Here is a 23,579-nt window from a genome sequence, read left to right as displayed (position 1 = left end):
TTAGCAGGGTATCCCAAGCGCCGAGAGCGCCCGGCTCACTCCGTCGTCGTCGATGTCCGACGTGACGTAGTCGGCCGCGCCCTTGGCCTCCTCGCACGCGTTTCCCATGGCAATCCCAAGGCCGAACCCTCGGCGCATCTCGATGTCGTTCTGTCCGTCGCTACGGCCGCGAGCACTCCGCTTTGCCGTAGCGTTGCGAGAGCCCGACGCGTGCTCGTGGGGATGGTTTTCGTGGCGTGCGGCACGAGGGTCCCGTCTACGTCGAAGAATACCGCGCGTACCGTCCGTACCGTCATGCATGCCATCTCAGCATACCGTACGTAAGCGTGCAACATATCGTCCACTATGCCGCTGCGCCCGTCTGGCAAGAGCGACCTTATCCGCGAGGACCTTCCTCTCGCGGGCGCGACACACGCACCCTACCCTCAGTTTCTCCGGGATCCTATGAAGGCCGTCGCGTCGCCCAAGGTCCGAGTCGTTGTGTATAGATGCCATTTTTGCCAGATGGGTGCCGTGACTCTCGATAGGCTCTACCCTATAGACACAGGCAAGCTGGCGCAGGGGTACCCGCCCAAGGGAGGACATGATGCTCGAGCTCAAACGTGACTGGAAGGCCATCTTCACCGACATCGACGGAACGCTACTTAACTCTGCGCGAGAGGTGTCCGAGAAGACGCGCGAGGCCCTGAGGCGCTGCGCGCGAGAGGGAGTGCGCATCGTGCTCTCCTCGTCGAGAAGCCCTCAGGGCATCGAGCCGATCGTCAGCGCCAACGACCTCACCTGCTGCATTATCGCGTTCGGGGGAGGTTTGGTGCTCGACGAGGATCGCACGAGGCTCCATGAGCGGGGGATGAGCAGGGAGGAGGCTGCCGAGGTGGTCGACTTCGTCGAGGCAAAGCTCAGTGACGTGACCTGGAACGCGTTTACGGCAGACGAGTGGGTCGTTCGCAGTCGCGAGGACCCGCGCGTCCTTCGTGAGGAGCGTATCGTGAAGACCTTGGCCCAAGAGGGTCTTGTGCGCAACCTTCCGGATGGCAGAATGGTGGACAAGGTGCTCTGCATGTGCCTGCCCGAGAGGTCCACCGAGGTCGAATGCACCTTAAAGCACAGGTTTCCCAGCCTGTCCATCAGCCGATCCTCGGACATTCTCGTGGAGGTGAACGCCGCAGGGGTGAGCAAGGCGGTGGCGCTGCGCGCGTTTTGCGAGGCAAAAGATATCCGGGTCGAGGACACGCTGGCATTTGGAGACAACTACAACGACCTCGAGATGCTCAGGGCCGCAGGCCTGGGGGTTGCCATGGGCAACGCCCCAGACGACATCCGCGACATCGCCGGCTTCGTGACCAGCGACAACGATCATGATGGCATCGCGTGCGCACTCCGCACGCTTATGGCCTGAGGGCCCGTGCTTTAGGCGGCGGGAGCGACCCCTCAGGGCGTCAGCCTTGCAGCCTCGTTGCGCGCACGGCGATGTATGAGGGAATACCCAAGTCATGGAGGCGTCCCTCGCCGTTTGTGTCCTCATAGAGGTCATCGATCGTAAACCCCGCGCGAAGCAGCCCGCCAAGGCTCTCCTCCAGCGTATGGGAGAACTGCATGCCCCCGTCCTCCTCTGCAAGCCTCTTGGCGAGCTCGGGTTCCGCTATGGGATCGAAGGGCAACCCATGGACGATGGAGGACTCTGTATCATCGACGATGTAGTTGATGCCCGTGTCGAGACCTGACACCAGGATGCCGCCAGGGCAGAGCACTCGCGCGACCTCGCGCCATATGGGTTCCACCTCGCGTACGAAGACGAGGGAGACCGGATTCACCACGAGATCAAACGATTCGTCCGCGAAGGGAAGCGGCTTGGTCATATCTGCGTGGATGACGTCGATCTCATAGCCCTCGCGCCGTGCGACCTCCCTCTCGCTCTTGAGCTGTGCCTCGGAGTAGTCAAGTACGGTGCAGCGTGCGCCTGCGGCGGCGAGGAGGGGCATCTGTTGCCCGCCGCCTGAGGCGAGGCCGAGCACGCGCGTGCCCACAAGCTTGGGCCACCAACTTGTCGGCATGGCCTTTGTCGGGGTGAGACGGATCTGGGGGTTGCCATCGCGCGCCCGGACGAATGCCTCGTGATCGACAGGGCGCCCCCACTCCCAGCCCTCGTCCACCCAGCGATTGACCGTCTTGGCGTTCACGTCCTGATAGCTGCTCTTTCCGTCCATGTGGCATGCTCCTCCCGGGCTGTCGTATGAGCTTGGAGCTTGGCGAATATGCTCGGAGTGATGATAGCGCATGCTCGCTGACACGTCTCTCAGGCGTAGGTCTTGACAGCTGAGTGAATGAATATACAATATGACTCATTCACTCTAGGACTGACGTTTGAAGGAGCAATAAGTATGGATGACCACGCATGGGTGGACGCATGATGACCAAGGCCCGCAGGGGTGGGACGTGCATGGGCGGAAGACCAAAAGACGGACGTCGTCTGTTCGCGACGGTGCTTATAGACCTACTCACGCTCTCACGCATCCCCCTCGCGGCGGTGTTCTGCGCTCTCTCGCTTGCGGGAGAGTCCCTCGCTTCCCGTGTTGCGCTATTTGCGCTTATCGCGCTCAGCGACCTGTTCGACGGGAGGCTCGCTCGCCGGCTTGCTGTCCAGAGCGCGTTGGGCGCGATTCTCGATGTGACCGCAGACCTCTTCTTTGTCACCACGGCGATCACGACGCTCTGTATGTTGGGGCTTTTGCCCTGGTGGCTGCCCTGTGTTGCCCTGCTCATGTTCGTGGAGTTTGTTATCACCTCCCTCGCCGCAAGGCGCCAGCGCGGCGAGAGGGCGATGCTCTGGTACGACAGGGTCGGCCGTGCTGTGGCGGTAGCGCTCTACGTCATGCCTCTTGGAGCCCTCGTCCTTCACTCTGTGCTCAGGGATTCTGCCTATGTGGCTGTCATTGGCGTGTCTTGCGCGGTGGTCACCGTGCTGGCATTCGCGTCCGCTGCGCTGCGGGTGAAAAAGGTGCTTACGTCCAGCTGAATCTGATGCCCCTTACGCCCGGAAGCCCGTGGTGATGATCTGCCCGGCGCCGGGCGGCTGTAGGGGAGGCACGCGGGGTACCCGGAAGCCGCTTGTGCGTACTCCACCAAAACCTGTATACTTCTTCGTTACGGAACGCCGGTGTGCCTGCGGCGCTTGCAGAACGAAGAGGACTCGCTTGGTTCTGGCGGACTGCCCGTGAGCTGACGTACGGGGCATCGCGTGTCAGAATCTGACGTAAGGGGTATTGCATGAATATACGGAGTCAGTTTGAGGAGTATCTGAGGCCCGGGAAACCCCGGCTCGTGATCGGTGCGGTGTGTGGCGTTGCCACGCTTGTCCTGGCTGCCATAGCCCTCCTCATCTATGCGGGCGTCATCGGTCGGACGAGCAAAGAGAACGCGGTGGCGTTCAATCCGACGGACAGGTCGCTGGAGGGCACGTCGGTGTACTTTGACGTGGTGAGCCTCGACACGTATGCGGCACACCGAGACGATCACTATTACTATCTTGCAACTGACTCGGAGGACTACGCGATCGTTGTCTGTATGAGGGCATCCGAGGAGAAGAGGTTCGCGGATCAGCAGGAATACTGGCAGAGCCAAAAGGTTAATACCGGCGAGGTCTCGAGCACTCCAAAACCCGTACGCATCTATGGTGTGGCGAGCAAGATGCCGGACAATCTGGTGGACACCCTAGCGACTTCCTATGGGGTCAGCGCTGCTAATCTTACCGAAAAGGTTGGCGTGCTGTATATCGACACGATGACCACGCCACGGGATGCAATGATGACGCCATTTATCGTTGCTGCGATCGTCGCGGCTATCTTTGGCGGTATCCTCCTCTTTGGCTACTTCGCCCAGATAAAGGTGGCTCGCAGATGCTTGGATCGATTGGACAGGGAGGGCGCCACCCAGCAGGCTTGGGCAGAGCTGCAAAACTACCTGTCCACGACGGGGGGCTCGGCAAATCCTGCCCTGACGGCGAACTTCATCGTGTCAAAGAAGGAGGGGGCGGTCATCGCCTACGCCGACATCGTGTGGATATACCAGCACGTGATGAGGAGGAATTTCGTCCCTGTCAGCAGTAACGTGGTGTGCAGGCTGCGTGACCTCGACTTTATCAACATCTGCAGCCAAGGCGGAAAGGGGCGGGCAAACGTCATCAACGAGGTCTTCTCGGCGGTCTCGGCAAGAAATCCCGCAGCGATGATCGGCTACTCCGACGAGAACGTGAAGGCCTTCGACGCATTTCAACGTCAGAACAGGTAATCTTACGCCATCGCGTGATGAAGGGGTCCCGTGTACGGCTCAAAGAGTTGCGACCGTCGGATCTCTTTGTCTTGGTGGGTAAGGGATTTTGGCAGGTGACGTGACTGGGCGGCTCTTGGTCGACGGAAGTACCAGGAGCCGCCCGCTTGCAGGCGCGGTTGCCCAACGGGCCGCTATCTCGCTTTTCCGACCAATGAGCGGGGAAGTCATGCGACTGACAATGGCCTTTTCTGGTCCCTTCAAGAAGGTCTTTCCGTGAGACGTCGCGTGCAGACTGCGCTTTTCCGTCATGTTGTCGCCCAGAGGAGGCGCGGGGCAACCGCCCGCCGGAATGCGGGGTACTATAGAAAATGGCTCAACTGGGCAAATACGTTCGAGCAACCACCCGCCAGAATGCGGGGTGGTTTGCGCTAGGGTCCGCAAACTTTGGTTTGGAGTCTGACTTCACCGAAAGACGCAGCCTGCAACCTCCAGACCGACCAGAATGCGCTTCTCCGTGAGGGTGCCGGCACAGTGCGCCTTTCCGTGAGGTGGGTCGATAAAATCCAGTTAAGTTTCTTTAAGGAGATGAAGACGTACACTTTGGAGGGATCCCCTGCATGGTTCCCAACACAGCCTCGGATGAGGATTCGTGCCACTGTCCCATGCGTGCCATCGCCGTGTGCGCTACTTCCTTGTGCCGTACCTCCAGATCTCGCGCACGATGCGATCCATGAGATCCGACCTCTCGCTTCCCTGGAGGTACCTGCTGCAGGCCGAGAACATAGCGAGGGCGATGAGGGCGACGAGGCAGAATGCGGCCGTCATGTTTTGCGTGAACGGCGTGACGCCAAAGAAGTCGCTGAACACAAAAATGCCGAGAAGGATGATGGAGAGGACTCCTACGAGGAGTGTCCCCCGCAGGGTATTGAGCGGAAGGGAGATGCGCAGGAGCAGCGCCATACCTACGAGGCACATGATGCTCATGCACATCGTCGAGTACTGGTTAGCCGACCAACCGAGGAAGTGCGAGACGACCATCAGAAGGATTATCGAGAAGACGGTGGTGACGGAAGCGGGCAGGGACCGCGCAAGGACGTTCGTGAGGAAGTTGCCACTGATGCGGTCGTAGTTCGGTTCGAGCGCAAGTATGAACGAAGGGACCCCTATGATGGCCGTGGAGATGAGCGACATCTGTATCGGGATGAAGGGGTACGGCGGCACGACGATGCAGACGAAGGTCAGCGCGGCCGTGTAGACGGTCTTCATCAGGAAGAGCGCCGCCGAGCGCTGCAGGTTGTTGATCGAGCGACGCCCCTCGGCGACGACGTTGGGCAGGTGTGAGAAGTCACTGTCGGCGAGCACGATCTCGGCGATGTTGCGCGCCGCAGCTGAGCCCGAGGCCATGGCTATGGAGCAGTCGGCCTCGCGGAAGGCGAGGATGTCGTTTACACCGTCACCGGTCATCGCGACGGTATGGCCCTGCTCGCCGAGGGCGCGGACGAGCCGTCTCTTCATGTCGGGGGTCACGCGACCGAACACGGTGTCATGCGCGACCGCCCACAGGAGGTCATCCTCGCTCTCGAGCGTCGACGCGTCCACGTATCGTTCCGCATTGGGTATGCCAACCTGCCTTGCGATGGCCGAGGCAGTCGCAGGGTCGTCGCCCGATATCACGCGTACGCCCACGCCCTGCTTTCCGAAGTACGAGATGGTCGGTGCTGCCGTAGGCCTGATCTGGTCACGGATGGCGACGAAGCCGAGTGTTTGGGGCTCACCGACGATGTGCCCCTCCTCGTCGAAGCCGTCACACGTCGCTACGACGAGCACGCGCATGAGCCTCTCGAAGGGGAGTCCCTGCGCCTCGCGGGATGCGCGCTCCGCGCCAAGAACGAACTGGGTGGCGCCCATCACGTATGCCCGGCCGTCCTCGGTCACGCAGCCCGAGTACTTGTACCTCGACGAGAAGGGTATGACGCGGGAGCACGCATCGGCCTTGAGGTCATGGGCCTCGGCATAGGCGCAGATGGCGCGCGAGGTCTCGTTGGCCTCCCCCCTGGTTGCGACGGCGATGGTCGAGATAGCACGTTCGGCACCGCGAACATCCTCGCCGCGCACCTCGACGACCTCCATCGCGCCTGTGGTGATCGTGCCGGTCTTGTCAAGGCAGAGCACATCCACGCGGGCAAGCGCCTCGATGCAGTACACCTGCTGGACAAGAACCTTCTCGCCCGCGAGACGCACGGTCGCGATCGCGAGGACCGTGGAGGTCAGCAGCACGAGGCCCTGTGGGATCATTCCCCCGACGGCGGCGACGGCTTGCAGGAGCGCTTGGTTGACGCTCGTGTGGCCATGGATCATCGTGCTTGTGAAGAGCCCTATCCCAAGGGGCACGAGGATGGTCGTCCCAACCTTGATGATCGCGTTGATGGTGAGGCGTATCTCCGAGCGGATGGCCTTGTAGGCCTTGGCCTTCTCGCTGATGCGCGCCGCGTACCCGTCCCGTCCCACGTGGGTCACGCGATAGGTGATGCTGCCGGAGTCCACGAACGACCCGCTCATGACCTCGTCGCCCGGATTTTTCTCTATGGCGTTGGACTCGCCCGTGAGCAGGCTCTCGTTGAGCGCCGCCACGCCTGAGACCACCGTTCCGTCGGCAGGGACCTGGTCCCCCCGCCCGATCCTCACGAGGTCATCCTGCACGATCTGGCTGATGGGTATGCTGGTCTCCCCATCGGCACGGATCACGCGGCAGTCGGTGGCGGTGATGATGGAGAGTCTGTCGACCATGCGCTTGGCGTGGAGTTCCTGCACGATGCCGATGAGCAGATTGGCGAGGACGACGATGAGGAAGAGCAGGTTTCTGAATTGTCCTGTCATGAGCACCAGGATGAGCATGACCAGGTTGACGCCGTTGAAGAACGTGAGCGTGTTCCTGCGGACGATCTGTCCTACCGTCTGGGTCCGTGCCGTCGCGTCGACATTCACAAGGCCTGCGGCCACACGCTCGGCAACATCCCCGGGACCGAGTCCCCTCATGTGGTCCTTGTCCCCATGGGTGCTGGCATCTGTCACAGTCTCAGTCACGTACCCATCACCCCTCATATGGTAGCCGCCCGTACGCTGCGCTGCGTCCCACGACGCACCTTGCCTCCTAGCCTGTCAGATAGCAGGTAGATCCACTGGATTGTACGCGAGGCTCACGGCACCCGGCTGCCCCCAAGCGTCTTCCTCTGTTTCCTCAAACTAACTGAAGTGGTCTGTACTTTAATTGAATGTAATCTTGATTTTAGCATCGACGTCTGGACTACTGTCACCCGTGCTACAAGATCGCCTTGCGTCCCAGGGGTACGTTGCCAGTCGAGGGTCGCCTGACTGCGGTCGGCACACCAGCCATGGGCGATTTTTGGTATGGGGATGCACCTTCAAGGATGTGTCCTTGCTATCGCGCGAGGATGTCGATGCGTGCGAGGTTCTCCCTGAGCGAGATGAGGTCCCATGCAAGAAACTCTGCGATGGTGAGTCCCACGATGTCTGCGAGTTGGGCCACCTTGGCGAGGAGACCCGCCACCTGTGTGAGCGTCATGCCGCCGACGGGCACGTCGCCAAAGTCCTCGTTGGGGTTGTTGGGGTACTGCTGAAGAAAGCTCGCGGGCGACAGCGCGTCGATGTCAAAGTGTATCGCCAGATGCCCATAGCCATGCGCACGCACCCAATCGAGAACGGGGGAGTCATCCCTCTCGAGTTGCTCTGGTGTGACGTATGCCATGTGGTGCCCGTCGACGTAGTCAAGCTCCCACGGTGCCATCTGGTCATATCGAAGGCCCACAAAGAGCACGTCTTCATGCGAGAAAGGATGCTCGACGAGCGAGGCGAGCTCGGGGGCGCCATCTTTGAGGAGGTTACCGAGAACCATGGCGTGCTCGTGGTCCATGTGCGCGGGCGTGGCGAGTCGGTCGTGCCTATCCTACGGGACATCTGCCGCTGGGCCGGACCCTGGCGGGCGGGGTCATCCGCTCGTTGCATGCCTGTGCGAGTGAGTCGCAGATTACCTCTGCATCAAAGTCTTCGATGGGTGTGAAGTCGTCCCTCTCGCAGAGTCCGCAGATGATCGTTCCACCCGTCCCGTTCGAGAAGGCGGAGATGGTCTTGCAGATGTTCCTTGCCAGCCTCTTTCTCGAACTCTTCACCTCATATGTCTGTGTGTCCTTGCCGATGGCGCGCGCATCAGGGCGACGGTGCGTGCCAGCTCGCTGGTCGTCATGGGACCTCTTTTGCCTGCACCAGCCACACCCCCTACTCTTATGTCTTGGTTGGTGAGAGCATGACCCATTCCATCAGGCTGGGGAGGTAGTCACCCTTGTTGAGGGCTATCCGTGACGAACATACTGGGCTACTATGGTCGGCGGGTCGGCTTTTTGCCCCTGCCGAGAGCCAGGCCTACGGGTGTGCGCAAGGGACCCTGGCATGGCTGGAATAGCCCTGACCAGCTGCGATGTCTGACAAGCCCAAATGCGTACCTCCTGCCAAGGACCTAGCAGGGGCAGGCGTGGCATCAGGCATCCAGGATCCAGCGTATGCCCTTTGCCGTATGCAGCGCCGGTTCCTTGAAGTGGTTGCCGGGATTCTCCTCGAACGTCACTGTCACACCGCGCGAGGAGAACGACTCGACGATCGACCTCGTGTCTTTCTCGACGCTTCTCACGAAGTTGTTGCGGGTGCGAGCCTCAGTGCTGCCAAGCGAGAAGTACGCTCTCTCCAGCTCCTTTGCGGGCTCGTGCTGCGCGACGTGGCGCGAGAAGCCCGGAAACCAGAGGGAGCCAGACACGCTTGCCATCCGTGAGAAGACGTTCGTGTTGAGGACCGACCAGGTGGCAAAGAGGCCAGCAAGGGAGTAACCTGCGATTGCCGAGTAAGCCGGCGGTGCCGAAAGCTTGGCCTCGATGCGGGGCATCATCCTTTTGATCAGTAGCTCAAGTTGTCTGTCCGCATGTCCTGCGCAGGCGTCGTCGCCCTTGAACGTAGGGGGACACTCCCAAGGTGACATGTCATCGCTCCAGTCCAGGTTGCCGATGGAGACGAGGGTGAAGTCACGACATCCCAGCTCAAGGCACTTCTCCCAGACGCTTCCACCATCTCCGGTATATACGTGCAGGTACACGATGGCCCTGCCGCTTCCCGTTGAGCGTACGGTGACGCATTCTTTTGATACCTGGAATATGGTTTCCATACTCGATGACACTCTCCCGACCACTACCTGAAAGCTATGGGGCTGCGCGGACCCGTGGCGCCAGGCACCGGACAGCCCCTCGCCTGACGTCACGGACCCTGCTTGGGGCGCAGCGCACATCCCCCAAGGCCAGATGACGAGTCCCATGCTAGCATACCGGCAGATACGAGGTCAGGTTCGCGACGGGCGAGATGGCATCGAGGGTGATGTTATGGTTCACGGCCGTACACGCCTGAACGCATGTCCGGTTCGACTACAGTGGGACATCGACGGGCTGGGGGCTCAAGGGGCCCTGTGGACACATGACGCGTGACGAGGAGCTGTCGAATGGACAAGACATCGCTCTATGAGTCGTTCCTGCAAAGGGCTAAGGAGACGCCATCCGCGATTGCCGTTCGCGACGAGCGCCGCTCGCTCAGCTATGACGAGCTCAGGCTGCTTGTGGACACCATAGCGGCACGGTTGCCCCACCGCGCGCGCTTCGTTGGCATCGTCATGGACCATGGCGCGGAGATGATCGCGGCGATGCTCGCCGTCCTGAAGCTGGGGGCGGCCTACGTCCCCGCCGAGCCGGGCTTTCCGGTGGAGCGCATCCGTTTCATGCTGACCGAGGCCGACGTCGATGCCGTCGTGACGCAGCGTGCGTATGACGACCTGTTCCAGTCCGTCACGCGCGTGTTCGTGGAGCCTGGCATGAGCCTTCGTGAGGAGCCTGTTCAGACCCCCTGCGTCGCCGAGGCGTCAAGGCTGGCCTACGTGCTCTATACGTCGGGAACCACGGGCGTGCCCAAGGGGGTCTGCGTCGAGCACCGCAATGTCTTGAGCTACATCGACGCCTTCACGCATGAGATGGGACTCACGTCACAAGACGTCATGCTCCAGTACTCCGTCTGCTCGTTCGACATCTTCGTCGAGGAGGTGTTCGCCACCCTGCTCAGTGGGGCGACGTTGGCTATCCCTTCGGTGCATGACAGGTCAAACACCGAGCGTCTCATCGACTACATCGCGAGGCAGAAGGTGACCATCGTGGACGGTTTTCCCCACCTGCTGGCCGACATAAACCGGGCCGCCACGCTTCCCGAGGGCGTGCGTCTGTACGTGAGCGGCGGGGACGTCCTGCGCGCGAGCTACTGTGACCGCCTCGTGGGGGTGGCGCAGGTCTACAACACCTACGGCCCCTCGGAGACCACCTGTTGCGCATCGTTCTACTGCGTCAGTGACGGCGTCCCGCTCGAGGATGGCAGCTATCCCATCGGCAGGGCGGTGCGTTGCGACCGCATCGAGATACTGGGCGATGACCTGCGACCCGTTAGGGATGGGGAGGTGGGCGAGATCTGCATCTTCGGTGACGGCGTGTCCCGTGGCTATTTGGGCGACCATCCCGAGCAATCGAACTTCGTCAGCCTGCCAGATGGGAGGTACCTGTATCGCAGCGGTGACCTTGGGTATCTGTTACCAGACGGCAACGTGGCATTTCTGCATCGCAAGGACAGCCAGGTCATGATCGAGGGGCGCCGCGTCGAGTGCCTGGAGGTCGAGAACGTCCTGATAGCGGATGAGGTCATCCATCAGGCGACCGTGCGTGCCTACCGCGACGAGAGGGGGCTGTCGTACATGGTCGCCTATGTCGTCCCGAGCGAAGCCGGCCTGAGGCTGTCGGAGCTGAGGGCGCGTCTTGGGCGCAGGCTCGCGGATTTCATGATCCCCGAGTTCTTCGTACGCATGGACGAGATACCGCTCACCGAGAACGGCAAGCCCGATGGCATGGCGCTCCCCGTCGTTCTGAAGGGGTAGGGGTGGTCATGGCAGTCGTCGTGAGGCAGGCTGGCATCGATGAGATCGACCGACTCATGGCCTGGCGACTGGAGGTGTTACGCGAGGTGTTCTCGCTATCCGAGAGAGACGACCTGGACGCGCTTGACCGGGAGAACCGGACCTACTATGCCCGCGAGTTGCCGAGAAAGGGGCACATCGCCTGCTTTGCCGAAATCGATGGGCAGGTCATCGGCTGCGGAGGCGTGTGCCTCCAGCGCGAGATGCCCTCTCCGGACAACCTGTCTGGCAAGTGTGCCTACCTCATGAACATTTACACGCGTCCTGAGGCGCAGCACTGCGGTGTCGGGCACTCCGTCGTGCGATGGCTGGTCGCGCGTGCGAGGCAATGGGGCGCCGAGAAGATCTACCTCGAGACCTCCAAGGAAGGCCGGGCCCTCTACGAGGGGGTGGGCTTCGTCGACCTGCCTGACATGATGCTTCTTGCGGGTGGCCGTCAGCTCAGCCGTTGTCCACAAGTGCCGCCGCAATGACCCGTGCGTGAGCGTCCATTGAGCTCACAATGGGAAGCGCCAGTTTGCGGCCCTGGGCCAGTAGGCAGAGGTCCGATGATGCCAGCACGACGGACTGGGCGCCCTCGTCTCTTCCCCTCTCGACCATGTCCTCAAAAGCTCGGATGGTCTCTGGTGTCACGTCGCCCCCCTTGAGCTCGTATCGGATGACATCTCCCAGCCAGTCCTTTTCCGCGCTGCTGGGCGTGATGACAGCAATGTGCGAGAGGACGATGGGCGTCTTGAGAAAGCGCTGGCGCATCGTGGGACCACTCCCCAGGAGGAAGACCGCCCTGTCGTGGCGGGATATCGTCGCCTTGAGCACCGCGTCCGAGACGTCGATGACGGGCAGCTCCGCGCGCTGCCTGAGTAGGCGGTGCGCGAGGTGTGCCGTCACCGAGGTGAGCGCTACAAGGTTTGCGCCCCTCCCTTGGAGCCTGTCGATGGCGGGAAGCAAATGGTCTGCCAGGCCTTTCGCGTCGAGCGCTTGGGCCAGCTCATGTACGCACTGACCATCGACGGTCTCGACGAGAGGTGCCGATGTCAGCGCGGCGTTGCTTACGATCGCCCGTTGGTAGGCGTCTGTGACCTGCGGGGTGTCTGCGATGAGGCCAAGCGTGGACATGGGTCCCCCTTCCGGCAGGCGTACCGCACGACGACTCGTTGGTGCCGTCAGAGCCTGTTCTTTACCGCTATGGAGAAGGGCAGTATACACGAATCGCCTGCGTCAGTCCTCTGTTCACGTGTCTGTCGGGGCATCGACTGTGATGGACTTTCTGAGGCTCTTCGGGGGTTCGTGTGGGTTGACGCCTCGGCGAAGATGCCGACCTGGCAGCGGCGCCGCTCGCTCAGAGTCTGTCTTCCCGGCCAAGCGGGAGGGGTCAGCGAGGGGGCGCCGCCGGCACGCCGTGGTGGTTGAGGCGCTCGTGCCACCTAGCGCAGCTCGCGTCGCGATTCGTATCGCGACTCGCGTCGCAACAGTGTACACAAATGCCCCAAAACGGCGCCGAGAGGCCATTTTAGCCAATCTGTGTACACTCCTGCGTCGTCGCCCTGGCGGTGACGCCCACGCCGTCCTAGCGGTAACGCAACCACCCACCCATACGAGCTCACGTAGCTTCCATTTCTGAGAGCTATCCATTCGGCTGTGCCTTCGCATGAGAAGAGCTGATGGCAGTCCGGCGCTAAGTGCCCCAGAATCTGGCGGGTACCGACGTGAGGACGTTTGCCCAGTTGGGCATATTTCTTAGGTACCCCAGAATCTGCGGGGTACCTACTTGGCCACGTCGCAGCGCCGGCCACCCTGCGGCGTTCGACCACCCTCGCAGTGCCGACCGTATTGTGTCGAGTGCGTGCGTTTTGCCTCAATGGTCACGTTGACGAGGAACTTGTTCGAGCTAGTCTACCCGTATTGGGTTAAACTTGTTCAAACAAGTAATGTACCTATCCGAAGGAGCGTGTCTGCAAGTCTACGTGACGAGCCTGTCTGTGAGTAGTGGTAGCGAACGATCGTGCAGTGGTCGCACGACCATGGTGAGTATCCGTTACAATTGGCCTGAGGGCCTAGGAGAGAAGAGGACGCCATGCGAGCAAGTGGAGTGTTGATGCCAATCTTTGCGTTGCCTGGGAGGTACGGCATCGGCTCGTTCGGGCCGAAGGCCTATGAGTTCGTCGACTTCTTGAGCCGCTGCTCGCAACGCTACTGGCAGATCCTGCCGCTAACCACGACGGGCTACGGCGATTCGCCGTACCAGTCGTTCAGCGCCTACGCGGGCAACCCCAACTTCATCGATCTGGACGAGCTGGTGAAGCTGGGCTACCTGAAGCGCGGCGACCTCGAGGGCGTAAAGTTCGGGGATGACCCGGCGCGCATCGACTACGCCACGATCTTCGTCGCGCGCAGGAAGGTGCTCGAGCGTGCGACGGCACGCTTCATGCAGGACCCTCCTTCGGACTTGGACGAGTTCTCACGCAGGCACGCAAGTTGGCTTGACAGCTACTGTGAGTTCATGACCGTCAAGGAGGAGTTCGGCCTTAAGGCCTTCCACGAGTGGCCACAGCAGTATCGCAGCCCGGGGAAGGCGTCGCGGGACCTGAGCGCCAAGCGTGAGCACCACTACCAGTACCACCTGATGACGCAGTACTTCTTCTTCAAGCAGTGGGAGAGCCTGAAGGGCTACGCGAACGAGCGCGGGGTGCTTATCGTGGGCGACATGCCCATCTATGTCTCGCGCGATTCCGTTGAGATGTGGGCAATGCCACAGCTCTTCAGGGTCGGTAAGGACGGGAGTCCTACGAGCGTCGCGGGCACTCCGCCCGATCAGTTCTCCGCGACAGGACAGTACTGGGGTAACCCGATCTACGACTGGGACGCCATGGCCCAGGATCACTACTCCTGGTGGGTCGAGCGCATGCGCATGAGCCTTAAGATGTACGACATTGTGCGCATCGACCACTTCCGGGGCTTTGAGTCCTACTGGGACGTGCCCTTTGGCTCTGCGACGTCTGCGGCTGGCTCTTGGAGCAAGGGTCCTGGCACGGCACTCTTCGACGAGCTGACACGGCAGCTGGGCAAGCTCCCCATCATTGCGGAGGACTTGGGGTTCATGACTCCCGAGGTCATCAAGATGCGCGAGGACACGGGCTTTCCCGGCATGAAGATCTTGCAGTTTGCCTTCGATGGCAACAGCGACTCGTATTATCTGCCCCACCACTACACGCCCAACACCATCGCGTACGTGGGTACCCACGACAACCAGACCGTTCGTGGCTGGTACGAGAACACGGCGACTCCGCGCCAGCGCGAACAGGCGGACCGCTACACCAGGCGGGCCAAGGGTGAGCCCGTGGGAGCCGCGTTCAACCGCGCCATCGCCGCATCCGTCAGTGACACCTGCATCTACACCATGCAGGACCTACTTGACCTAGGAGACGAGGCGCGCATCAATGTGCCAGCCGTCTTGGGTGGAAACTGGGACTGGCGCATGAGGGAGGGTGCCATCACCCGAGCCGTCGAGGAGGCCCTCCTCGACCTTACCCAGACCTACTTTCGCGTCCCCGGAGCACGGCCGCCCGAGCTTCCGGCGTGATGAGGCTATGTGCACAACCAAGCGCCCCGGATCGTCCGGTCGGCGTCCTTACGCACTCCAATAGACTGAAAAGAGGAAGACATATGTTGAGTCTGAATACCTGCGCCCATGACAGCTATGGCCTTGACCTGGAGGCTCTGAGCGATGAGCAGATCTGTGCCATGCTGCAGGGCATCGTGAGGCAGCGCAGCGCCAAGCTGCCCCCCAATGCCGGCAAGCGGCGCCTCTACTACCTGTCCGCAGAGTTTCTCATCGGCAAGCTGCTGATCAGTGACCTCATCAACCTTGGCCTTTACGATGAGGTCAAGGCCCAACTCGAGGCGGCTGGGCACGACCTTAACAAGGTCGAGGAGCTTGAGGTGGAGCCGTCATTGGGAAACGGTGGCCTGGGCAGGCTCGCCGCGTGCTTCCTGGACTCCATAGCCACCTTGGGTCTTCCCGGTGACGGCGTGGGCCTTAACTACCACTACGGTCTGTTTCGTCAGGAGTTTCGCGACAAGCAGCAGCAGGCGCTTCCCGACGGTTGGCTCGACAGGCAGGCCGTCCTCAACGACGAGGGTGTGAGCTTCGATGTGGAGTTCGGTGACTTCAGCGTGAGGTCGCGGCTCTATTCCATCGACGTGACGGGCTACGGCCGTCCAACCAAGAATCGCCTGAGGCTCTTCGACCTCGAGGGCGTGGATGACTCGCTGGTCCCCGCCGACTCGATAGAGTTTGACAAGGACGAGGTCAAGAAGAACCTCACGCTCTTCCTCTACCCCGACGACTCGGACGAAAAGGGGCGTCTGCTTCGCGTGTACCAGCAGTATTTCATGGTGAGCAACGCGGCCCAGCTCATCCTGCACGAGGCGCTGGAGCGTGGCAGTGACCTGAGTGACCTGCCCGACTATGCCATGGTACAGATCAATGACACGCATCCCACGATGGTCATCCCCGAGCTCATTCGCCTGCTTACCGAGGAGCATGATATGGGCTTCGACGAGGCCGTCGTGATGGTCGAGAGGATGGTCGCCTACACCAACCACACGATCTTGGCCGAGGCCCTTGAGAAATGGCCCATCGAGTTCCTCAAGACCGTTGCTCCTAAGATAGCCGATATTATCGTGAAGCTCGACCTTATCGCCAAGGAGCGTTACGCTGATCCCGCAGTTGCCATCATCCAAGATGACGTGGTCCACATGGCAAACCTGGCGATCCACTTTGGCTGCAGCGTCAATGGGGTAGCAGCGCTCCATACCAAGATCTTGGAGGACACGGAGCTCGCACCTTTCTATAAGATCTATCCCGAGAAGTTCAGCAACAAGACGAACGGCATTACGTTTCGCCGCTGGATCATGGGCTGCAACCCCGAGCTCACCGGGCTTTTGGACGACACCATCGGTACGGACTGGCACAAGAGCGCGGATCTCACGCCGCTCAAGGAGCACTTGGACGATAAGGCAGTGATAGAGGGGTTCGAGAGGGCGAAGGACAGCGCCAAGGGGCGTATGCGGCAGTTCATGATCGAAAACCAGGGCGCGCGCATTCCCGAGGACGCGATCATCGACGTGCAGGTGAAGCGTATCCATGAGTATAAGCGACAGCAGATGCTCGCGCTCTACATCATCTGGAAGTACCTGGACATCAAGAACGGCAATCTGCCCGCGCGTCCCATCACGATCGTCTTTGGCGGAAAGGCGGCACCCGCCTACGTTATCGCCCAGGACATCATCCACCTCATCCTCACGCTGTCCGACTGGGTGGCCCAGGATCCTGATGTTTCTCCATACCTCCAGGTCCTCATGGTCCAGAACTACAACGTCACGGCGGCGGAGCACCTCATCCCCGCAGCTGACATCTCCGAGCAGATCTCGCTGGCGAGCAAGGAGGCAAGCGGCACCTCTAACATGAAGTTCATGCTCAATGGCGCCGTGACCCTCTGTACGCTCGACGGCGCCAACGTCGAGATCGCCGAGCTGGTGGGCAAGGATGACATCTACACCTTTGGTGCGTCGAGCCAGGAGGTTGAGCGTCTCTACGCCGAGGGCTCCTACGACGCGTTCGCGCACTATAGCCGGCCTGGTGTCAAGCTGCTCGTGGACTTTATCACGAACCCCCGCTTCATGGCGACGGGTGACGCTGAGCGTCTGCGCCGCCTGCATGATGACATTGTCCACAAGGACTGGTTCATGGCCCTCTTGGACCTTGAGGAGTATATTCAGCTGAAGGAGCAGGTGTACCGGGATTACGAGGATCGTCATGCTTGGATCCAGAAGGCGCTCGTGAACGTGGCCATGGCGGGCACGTTCTCCTCCGATCGCACCATCGCGCAGTACGACGAGGACATCTGGCACCTGTCATAGGCTTAGCATGGCCCGGGGCGGCGTACATTTCCGCCTCGGGCCAGACTCGCTGCCAGGGGGATGCGCGGCGAGGTGGGGAACTTGGGTCTGCCGTCTTAGCTCAGGCTTGGCGCCTCGAGACCACGCAGTACCTAAATGTATCGGGATGGCTGCGCACCTGGGTGAATTCGAACATGAGGCCGTCCGAATTGTATGTCTGGTTTTCGACGACGGCGACGCAGTTGAAGGGACCCAGGTTGAGATACCGTCGGTCCTCCTCGTTGGCGAGGCCGACCGTTATCTGGCGGCGGCAGGTGAGTATCCTCATGCCCAGCTCCTCCTCCAGGTGCTTGTACACGGAACTCTCGGCGATCGTGGGAGAGAGGTCGGGGATGATGTTGGCGAGGAGGTAGCTGGTGTCTATCTGGCAGGTGAAACCGTCAAGACTACGGGTGCGGACCATGCGATAGAGCTCGGTTCCCTCGTCGAAGCCCGTGTATCCGGCAAGTCCCTTCCCGCAGACAAGCCGCTCGAACTCCCTCACGATGGTGCCCGGCCTCATGTCGTTGTGCGCTGCATATTCCTCAAAGGAGTAGAGCCCATCGAACGAACCGATGACGTCGCGATAGTCAGGGTACCAGATGACTCGGACGCCCTTGCCGTGGATGGGTTGCACGAAGCCCTCGTCGGCTAGGATGGCAAGCGCTCGGCGGACAGTATTCCTCGAGCAGGAGTACATGCCGATAAGCTCGCTCTCAGAGGGTATGAACGATTGATAGGGATAGGTTCCGTCCTTGATCTTCTCCCTAATACTTAGATATATGTCTTCGAAGAGCGCCTTGGGCATTGCGTGTTCCTCACTACGTAGTCATCGTCTTGGCGCAGGCCTCGAGTGTCTCGGGCGCACCTGCCGAGGTCGATTGTGAGCTCATAGTTATCTTGTTGTACCGCAACCGTCCTGATGGAATTTCCCCTCCCACGCATATGGATGAAAAATCCAGGAAGTGGTATGCCCGTCGAGTTCAAGGCAAATCACCCGGCAAGCCTGGGCGGTGACGCGAATCGCTTGGGATAGGTGCTAAAAAATATGACTTGCTTGAACAACATGTCCAAGAAGCTGTTATACTTGTTCAAACAAGATGGCCGAACAGGTCGGTCACGGGGCTGCATCGAGCTCGCACTCAGAGAAGGGACACGCGCCATGATGCAGAAGATCCAGAAGTTTGGCGGGGCGATGTTCACGCCAGTTCTGCTGTTTGCCTTCGCGGGCATTGTCGTGGGACTGGGAACCCTATTTACCACAGAGATAATTGTGGGGCCGATAGCGGCCAAGGGTACCACCTGGTACAACGTATGGAGCGTGATCTTGGCCGGAGGTTGGACCGTCTTCAACCAGCTCCCGCTGCTCTTTGCCATCGCCCTGCCCATTGGTCTTGCCCGCAAGCAGAGCGGTCGCTGCTGCATGGAGGTCCTCGTCTCGTACCTCACATTCAACTACTTCGTAAATGCTATCCTAACTGCTTGGGGTCCGGCCTTAGGCGTCGACTTCACCGCCGAGGTTGGAAACGCCTCTGGTCTGGCGACGATAGGCGGCATCAAGACGCTGGATATGGGCATGGTTGGAGCCCTGCTCATCTCTGGGGTGGTCATCAGCCTACACAACAAGTACTTTGACACCGAGCTTCCTGAGTGGCTGGGCGTGTTCTCGGGTTCCACCTTCGTTTACATGGTCGCCTTCTTTGCCATGCTCCCCTGCGCCATCGTCTCTGTGCTGCTGTGGCCCAAGGTGCAGATCGGCATGCATGTGTTCCAGGGCGTCATCATGAGTGCGGGCACCTGGGGGGTCACGATCTTCGTCTTCCTCGAGCGGCTGCTCATCCCCTTCGGCCTTCACCACCTGCTCTATGCCCCGTTCTACTACGACAACGTGGCCGTCAATGGGGGTATCTACGCGGAGTGGGCCAAGGCCCTGCCCCAGCTCGCTGCCTCTACCGCCTCCCTCAAGGAGCTCGCTCCTTGGGGCGCCATCACTGCGACGGGTTGGTCCAAGGTCTTCGGTATGCCCGGCGTCGCCGCAGCGTTCTATGTCACGGCGAAGAAGTCCAACCGCAAGAAGCTCCTTGCCCTTCTGATCCCGATCACCATCACTGCTGTCCTGTGCGGCGTGACCGAGCCCATCGAGTTTACCTTCCTCTTCGTCGCACCCCCGCTGTTTGCTGTCCACGCCCTGCTCGCGTCTTTGCTCTCGACCTGCATGAACCTAATCGGCATCGTGGGCGTGTTCTCGGGCGGACTCATCGAGATGGCGTCGTTCAACTTCATACCGCTTGCCGCCTCGCATGGCCTCACGTACCTGATGGCCATTCCCGTCGGCCTCGCCTTTACGGCCATCTACTTCTTTATCTTCCGTTTCCTTATCCTGAAATTCGACTTCAAGACCCCTGGCCGTGAGGAGAACGAGGAGATAAAGTTCGGCTCCAAGAAGGAGTTTCGCAAGGCGCACGGCATGGCGCAGTCTGTCGGCTCCGAGGACGCGGACGAGGCCGGCTCTTCCGCACCCGACATCGACACGAGCGACGAGAAGATGGTTCTTGCCGCGAACATCCTTGACCTCTTGGGTGGCGTGGACAATATCGTGGACGTCACCAACTGCGTCACACGCCTGCGCGTGAACGTGAAGGACGAGACCAAGGTAGCCGAGGACAAGGACTTCAAGTCCATCGGCACCATGGGGATCTCCAAGAACGGCAAGGCAATGCAGGTGATCATTGGTCTCAGTGTGACGAAGGTCCGCGAGCGCTTCGACAAGCTCGTCGGCAATGACTAGGGATTTGCTTGTCCCGAGGGTGTAAGCTTCCACCGGGGTCCCGTGCGGCTGTCGTGGGTCCCCGGTGGTTGGTCGGTTGCAACGTCCGCCTCGCGCCGGGGCGGCTACTGGGATGGGGAGTGTCATGGCACAATCAGGCAAAGCGACGGTCTTCTTCGACATCGACGGAACTCTTGGGTGGACTGATCCCAACAAGCGCGATGCGCTGCCCGAGTGGGAGAGGGGCCTGTCGCCCACGCCCAGTCCGCGCGTCGCCGCAGCCATCCGCAGCTTGGTCGCCCGTGGCAACCACGCGTTTCTGTGCTCCGGGCGCTCACCTGTGGGTATCCACCCCGACCTGGCCGCATTGCCGTTCAGCGGCATCATTGCGTTGGCGGGCGCCTACGTGACGATGGGCGATGAGGTGTTGCGCGATCGCCCCCTGCCGGCCGACGTCCTCGCCCACATCGACCGGGTCTTGGCTGCAGGTGGCTACGGCGCGCTGATAGAGTCCGCCCACGGTGCCGTCGAGCTGCGTGGAGGAGCCTTGGGCAGGCGCTCCGGCACGCCAGACACGATGGACGAGGCAATCGGACAGCTTCCGGACGGCTGTGCCTACAAGCTGGTCATCCGCAGTTCCGCTGCAGACGAGCTTGTCGCTGACCCCCAGCTGGGTTCCCAGCTGGTCGCCAGTCGCCTCGAGATGCAGAATTCCGAGGTCGGCCTCGCGTGCAACACCAAGAAGGCCGGCATAGAGGCTGTCCTCTCGCATCTTGGCGACAACGTGGGAGTGACCTATGGCTTCGGTGACTCGGAGAATGACCTCACGCTCTTCTCTGAGGTGGACGTGAGCGTGGCCATGGGCAACGCCATCCCCGAGGTCAAGCGCCTCGCGGATTACGTCACCGATTCGGTGTCGGAAGACGGGGTAGCCTCGGGCCTCGAGCACCTGCAGCTCGTGTGAGCCTGGCTGGCAGGGGATCGCAGCGGGTCGCAGAGCTTGCTGCGGTTTGCTGTGTCACCTGTCGAGCGGTCGCGTCAATCCGGCCACAAATCCGGCCATCAATCCGGCCAAATGGGTATATTAGCTTAGGATCTGGCCGGATTTCCTGGAGGTGCGCATGGACGCCACTCGGCTCGCCAGCCTCGTCTCGCAAGGCGAGGGTCTATCAATCGCGAGGAGTGCGAGGAGGGGACTTTCTAAACTGGTGAGGGGAGGCCTTGTGTCCACCGTCGGTGCAGGGAGGTCGACGGCCTACCGCCTCGCTACCCACCGACCGCTCGACTGAGGGACGCTCCCTGCCGCTCTTTAGTCCTTGGGGGGTTGCCTCTCGAGGGCGGGACGCGAAGCCAGGTGCAGCGCCGACCACCGGGCCTGCGGGCTACTCCAAACCGGTCACCTCATCGAGACCGAGCGCGATGTTCATGTTCTGTACGGCTGCGCCCGCAGCTCCCTTGCCTAGGTTGTCGAAGAGTGCCGTCACGCTGATGCGCTCCGCGTTTCCGCAGACGGTGATGCGCAGCCGATTGGTGCCGGCAAGCTCGTTCGCGTGGATCGTGGGAGGCGTGGGGTCAAACGGCATGACGCTCACGAAGTGCTGGTCCGTGTAGTACCCTCGCAGCTCCTCGCAGACCTCCCTCGCGCTCGGCGCGCCCTTAAGCAGACGACTGTGCAACATGATGGTGGTGGCCATGCCCTGACGGTAGTCATCGACGACGGGCATGAGCACAGGGGGCTGGGCAAGGCCGCAGACCCTCTGCACCTCGGGCAGGTGCTTGTGCGTGAGGTCGAGGCCGTAGATACCGGGAGCGTCGAGGGCGCCATCGCGCCCGTCTGCCTCGTAGCGGGCGATCATGCGTTTGCCACCGCCCGAGTAGCCCGTGAGGGAGAAGCAGCAGAGGGGATAGTCGGCGGGCAGGATGCCCATGCGGACGAGAGGCGCCGCGACAGAGATGAGACCGGTAGCATGGCAGCCCGGGTTGGCGATGCGCCTGCTCGAGGCGATGGCGCGGCGCTGCCCCAACGAGAGCTCGGGAAAGCCGTAGACCCACCCGTCGGCGGTGCGGTGTGCCGTAGAAGCGTCGATGACGCAGACGTCGGGGTTCTCAACAAGCGAGACCGCCTGGCGTGCCCCTTCGTCGGGCAAGCATAAAAAGACGATGTCAGCATCGTTCAGGAACTTACGCCGCTCCTCAACATCATGGCGCCTCTCGTCGCAGATGCGCAGAAGCCTAAGGTCCTCGCGCGCCTCGATGCGGTCATGGATCTGGAGTCCTGTGGTGCCGCTCTGGCCATCGATATACACCTTGGTCCTGCTCATGCGAGTTCCTCCCGTGCGCCATCTGGCTTTGTGATGCCAGTCGAGTGATCCTGCGACCATTCTAGGGCAACGTGGGCCTCGGGTCCTGCTTGCCCGGGCTTGCCGAAATCTTAGAGCGAGGGGATGCCAAGCAGCATGCCTATGACGGCGAACGCCCAGAGGTGTGCGGGATAGCCCAGGTAGAACAGCCACTTGCTGAGCGTGCCCTTCGGGCCGCGCTCGCCGTTATACAAAAGGATGAAGGGGACGGCCATGAACTGCGCCCAGTCCGCGTTGAGGCCCAGGGACATCTCCCACTCTACGGCACTTGCCGTGCTCGGGTGGAGGATCGGTGTGTAAAGGCAGGCTAGGGCGGCGCTCCCGAGGACCAGGCAGAGGCAGAGCTTGGCACGGCCCCCTTTTGCGTCGTGAAGCAGGTAGGAGGCCAGCATCACGAACAGCACCTGGACGAAGCCCTCGACGGGGGCGATGAGGGCGCCCGCTATGCCGAGTGCAGCGGCAAGGGCGAACAGCCGTCCTCCCTTCGTACCACCTTGTCTGCGGCCCTCGTCGATGGCCCAGATCACGCTGTAGCCAAGGGCGAGCGTGAGGATGATGGTGTGGCTTATTAAGGACACCAGGTGGTGGGTCAGCTGCCCCACGACAAGGTTGCCTGCCGCCACGAAGAGACCGACTCCCCAGAGCCTGAGCGCGTAGCGCCTCCTGTCATGGGTGTGAAAGAATCCCTCTACCACGAGGAAGGCAAACAGTGGGGAGACGAATCGCGAGATGAAGTGCAGCCAGTCCGGGACCGTGTTTGGGCCGAAGATGATGTTGGTGTGATCGAGCATCATAACGGCTAGGGCGAGCAGCTTGAGCTGGAAGGCGTTGCACAGTCCTGTGCCTTTAGTGGTGTCCATGGGTCCTCCTTGCGAGTTTGTATGGCCGGTCCGCGCTTCCGGGGGTTGGCACGTGGCATTCGGCCTGCCTGCTATGCGGACACCTATGGTACGTAAGCTTATGGCGGTGGACCATCGATCGGGCTTACGCATACCTTACGATTCTGTAAGCCTGCGCAGGTGATCGTCAGCGGTGAGGTGGTGCGTATCGTCCATAGGGGCCACACCGAGGCTCGCAAGCTATAGGGGGAGTCACACCCGTTAACTTTTTTCGGCAGACGGCTTTAAAGTGTGGACCAGACTCATCCTCAGCGGGACGTGACGTCCATCCCTATCTACACTCC

Annotated in this window: 19 protein-coding genes and 1 pseudogene; 9 read left to right on the top strand and 11 right to left on the bottom strand. The window is 61.2% G+C overall.

What is annotated here, in order from left to right; genetic code table 11:
* On the bottom strand, positions 1-108 hold the full coding sequence (locus ADJ70_RS15315) for an HAD hydrolase family protein (RefSeq protein ID WP_253273135.1): 108 nt from the start codon (positions 106-108) through the stop codon (positions 1-3).
* A gap of 102 nt (positions 109-210) precedes the next feature.
* A pseudogene (locus tag ADJ70_RS15665) lies at positions 211-296 on the bottom strand (hypothetical protein); the annotation flags it as partial.
* A gap of 290 nt (positions 297-586) precedes the next feature.
* Between ADJ70_RS15665 and ADJ70_RS07375 the strand changes: the two are divergent.
* Positions 587-1,399 carry a Cof-type HAD-IIB family hydrolase gene (locus tag ADJ70_RS07375; protein ID WP_050340539.1) on the top strand — a complete coding sequence of 271 codons (813 nt, stop codon included), beginning with the start codon at positions 587-589 and terminating at the stop codon, positions 1,397-1,399.
* A gap of 40 nt (positions 1,400-1,439) precedes the next feature.
* Here ADJ70_RS07375 and ADJ70_RS07370 read toward each other — a convergent pair whose 3' ends face one another.
* Entirely contained in the window at positions 1,440-2,207 is a 768-nt protein-coding gene (locus ADJ70_RS07370) for a class I SAM-dependent methyltransferase (RefSeq protein ID WP_050340538.1), read from the bottom strand.
* A 188-nt stretch (positions 2,208-2,395) separates the two neighbouring features.
* On the opposite strand from ADJ70_RS07370, the gene ADJ70_RS07365 reads away from it, so the two are divergent.
* Positions 2,396-3,016 carry a CDP-alcohol phosphatidyltransferase family protein gene (locus tag ADJ70_RS07365; protein ID WP_050340537.1) on the top strand — a complete coding sequence of 207 codons (621 nt, stop codon included), beginning with the start codon at positions 2,396-2,398 and terminating at the stop codon, positions 3,014-3,016.
* 251 nt (positions 3,017-3,267) lie between these two features.
* The gene (locus ADJ70_RS07360; RefSeq protein ID WP_050340536.1) at positions 3,268-4,287 is read left to right on the top strand and encodes a DUF6709 family protein; all 1,020 of its coding nucleotides are present in this window, start codon (positions 3,268-3,270) and stop codon (positions 4,285-4,287) included.
* A gap of 666 nt (positions 4,288-4,953) precedes the next feature.
* Here ADJ70_RS07360 and ADJ70_RS07355 read toward each other — a convergent pair.
* From ADJ70_RS07355 to ADJ70_RS07340, 4 genes are all read right to left on the bottom strand, one after another.
* On the bottom strand, positions 4,954-7,353 hold the full coding sequence (locus ADJ70_RS07355; RefSeq protein ID WP_253273134.1) for an HAD-IC family P-type ATPase: 2,400 nt from the start codon (positions 7,351-7,353) through the stop codon (positions 4,954-4,956).
* A gap of 355 nt (positions 7,354-7,708) precedes the next feature.
* Complete coding sequence (locus ADJ70_RS07350) at positions 7,709-8,182, bottom strand: hypothetical protein (RefSeq protein ID WP_172674462.1); 474 nt, start codon at positions 8,180-8,182, stop codon at positions 7,709-7,711.
* 46 nt (positions 8,183-8,228) lie between these two features.
* Positions 8,229-8,456: a helix-turn-helix domain-containing protein gene (locus ADJ70_RS07345; protein ID WP_050340534.1), complete on the bottom strand. Its 228-nt coding sequence runs from the start codon at positions 8,454-8,456 to the stop codon at positions 8,229-8,231.
* Positions 8,457-8,821: 365 nt separating this feature from the next.
* Positions 8,822-9,496, bottom strand: coding sequence for an alpha/beta hydrolase (locus ADJ70_RS07340; protein ID WP_050340533.1), 675 nt, complete (start codon positions 9,494-9,496; stop codon positions 8,822-8,824).
* A 327-nt stretch (positions 9,497-9,823) separates the two neighbouring features.
* On the opposite strand from ADJ70_RS07340, the gene ADJ70_RS07335 reads away from it, so the two are divergent.
* Together ADJ70_RS07335 and ADJ70_RS07330 are read left to right on the top strand one after the other, a co-directional pair.
* Complete coding sequence (locus tag ADJ70_RS07335) at positions 9,824-11,290, top strand: amino acid adenylation domain-containing protein (RefSeq protein WP_050340532.1); 1,467 nt, start codon at positions 9,824-9,826, stop codon at positions 11,288-11,290.
* 8 nt (positions 11,291-11,298) lie between these two features.
* Positions 11,299-11,802, top strand: coding sequence for a GNAT family N-acetyltransferase (locus ADJ70_RS07330; RefSeq protein ID WP_050344492.1), 504 nt, complete (start codon positions 11,299-11,301; stop codon positions 11,800-11,802).
* Here the strand turns inward: ADJ70_RS07330 and ADJ70_RS07325 are convergent.
* The gene (locus ADJ70_RS07325; protein WP_050340531.1) at positions 11,771-12,445 is read right to left on the bottom strand and encodes an aspartate/glutamate racemase family protein; all 675 of its coding nucleotides are present in this window, start codon (positions 12,443-12,445) and stop codon (positions 11,771-11,773) included. The genes ADJ70_RS07330 and ADJ70_RS07325 overlap by 32 nt on opposite strands.
* Positions 12,446-13,424: 979 nt before the next feature.
* Between ADJ70_RS07325 and malQ the strand changes: the two genes are divergently transcribed.
* Together malQ and ADJ70_RS07315 are read left to right on the top strand one after the other, a co-directional pair.
* Complete coding sequence (malQ, locus tag ADJ70_RS07320; protein ID WP_253273133.1) at positions 13,425-14,909, top strand: 4-alpha-glucanotransferase; 1,485 nt, start codon at positions 13,425-13,427, stop codon at positions 14,907-14,909.
* A gap of 83 nt (positions 14,910-14,992) precedes the next feature.
* Positions 14,993-17,251 (top strand): glycogen/starch/alpha-glucan phosphorylase, encoded by a 2,259-nt coding sequence (locus ADJ70_RS07315; protein ID WP_050340529.1) that lies wholly within the window; start codon positions 14,993-14,995, stop codon positions 17,249-17,251.
* A gap of 100 nt (positions 17,252-17,351) precedes the next feature.
* Here ADJ70_RS07315 and ADJ70_RS07310 read toward each other — a convergent pair whose 3' ends face one another.
* On the bottom strand, positions 17,352-18,077 hold the full coding sequence (locus ADJ70_RS07310; protein WP_050340528.1) for a GntR family transcriptional regulator: 726 nt from the start codon (positions 18,075-18,077) through the stop codon (positions 17,352-17,354).
* Between the two features lie 354 nt (positions 18,078-18,431).
* Between ADJ70_RS07310 and ADJ70_RS07305 the strand changes: the two genes are divergently transcribed.
* Together ADJ70_RS07305 and ADJ70_RS07300 are read left to right on the top strand one after the other, a co-directional pair.
* Entirely contained in the window at positions 18,432-20,057 is a 1,626-nt protein-coding gene (locus ADJ70_RS07305) for an alpha-glucoside-specific PTS transporter subunit IIBC (protein ID WP_050340527.1), read from the top strand.
* A gap of 124 nt (positions 20,058-20,181) precedes the next feature.
* The gene (locus ADJ70_RS07300) at positions 20,182-21,000 is read left to right on the top strand and encodes an HAD hydrolase family protein (protein ID WP_253273132.1); all 819 of its coding nucleotides are present in this window, start codon (positions 20,182-20,184) and stop codon (positions 20,998-21,000) included.
* 418 nt (positions 21,001-21,418) lie between these two features.
* Here ADJ70_RS07300 and argC read toward each other — a convergent pair whose 3' ends face one another.
* The gene (gene argC / locus ADJ70_RS07295) at positions 21,419-22,357 is read right to left on the bottom strand and encodes an N-acetyl-gamma-glutamyl-phosphate reductase (protein ID WP_050340525.1); all 939 of its coding nucleotides are present in this window, start codon (positions 22,355-22,357) and stop codon (positions 21,419-21,421) included.
* 110 nt (positions 22,358-22,467) lie between these two features.
* Positions 22,468-23,256, bottom strand: a complete 789-nt coding sequence (locus ADJ70_RS07290) for a TraX family protein (protein WP_050340524.1) — start codon at positions 23,254-23,256, stop codon at positions 22,468-22,470.
* Positions 23,257-23,579 lie beyond the last annotated feature (323 nt).

The sequence above is a fragment of the Olsenella sp. oral taxon 807 genome (genome assembly GCF_001189515.2).
In the GTDB taxonomy this organism is placed as follows: Bacteria; Actinomycetota; Coriobacteriia; order Coriobacteriales; family Atopobiaceae; genus Olsenella_F.
The sequence above is the reverse complement of the archived record's forward strand: the minus strand, read 5'-3'. Positions and strand labels throughout refer to the sequence as shown.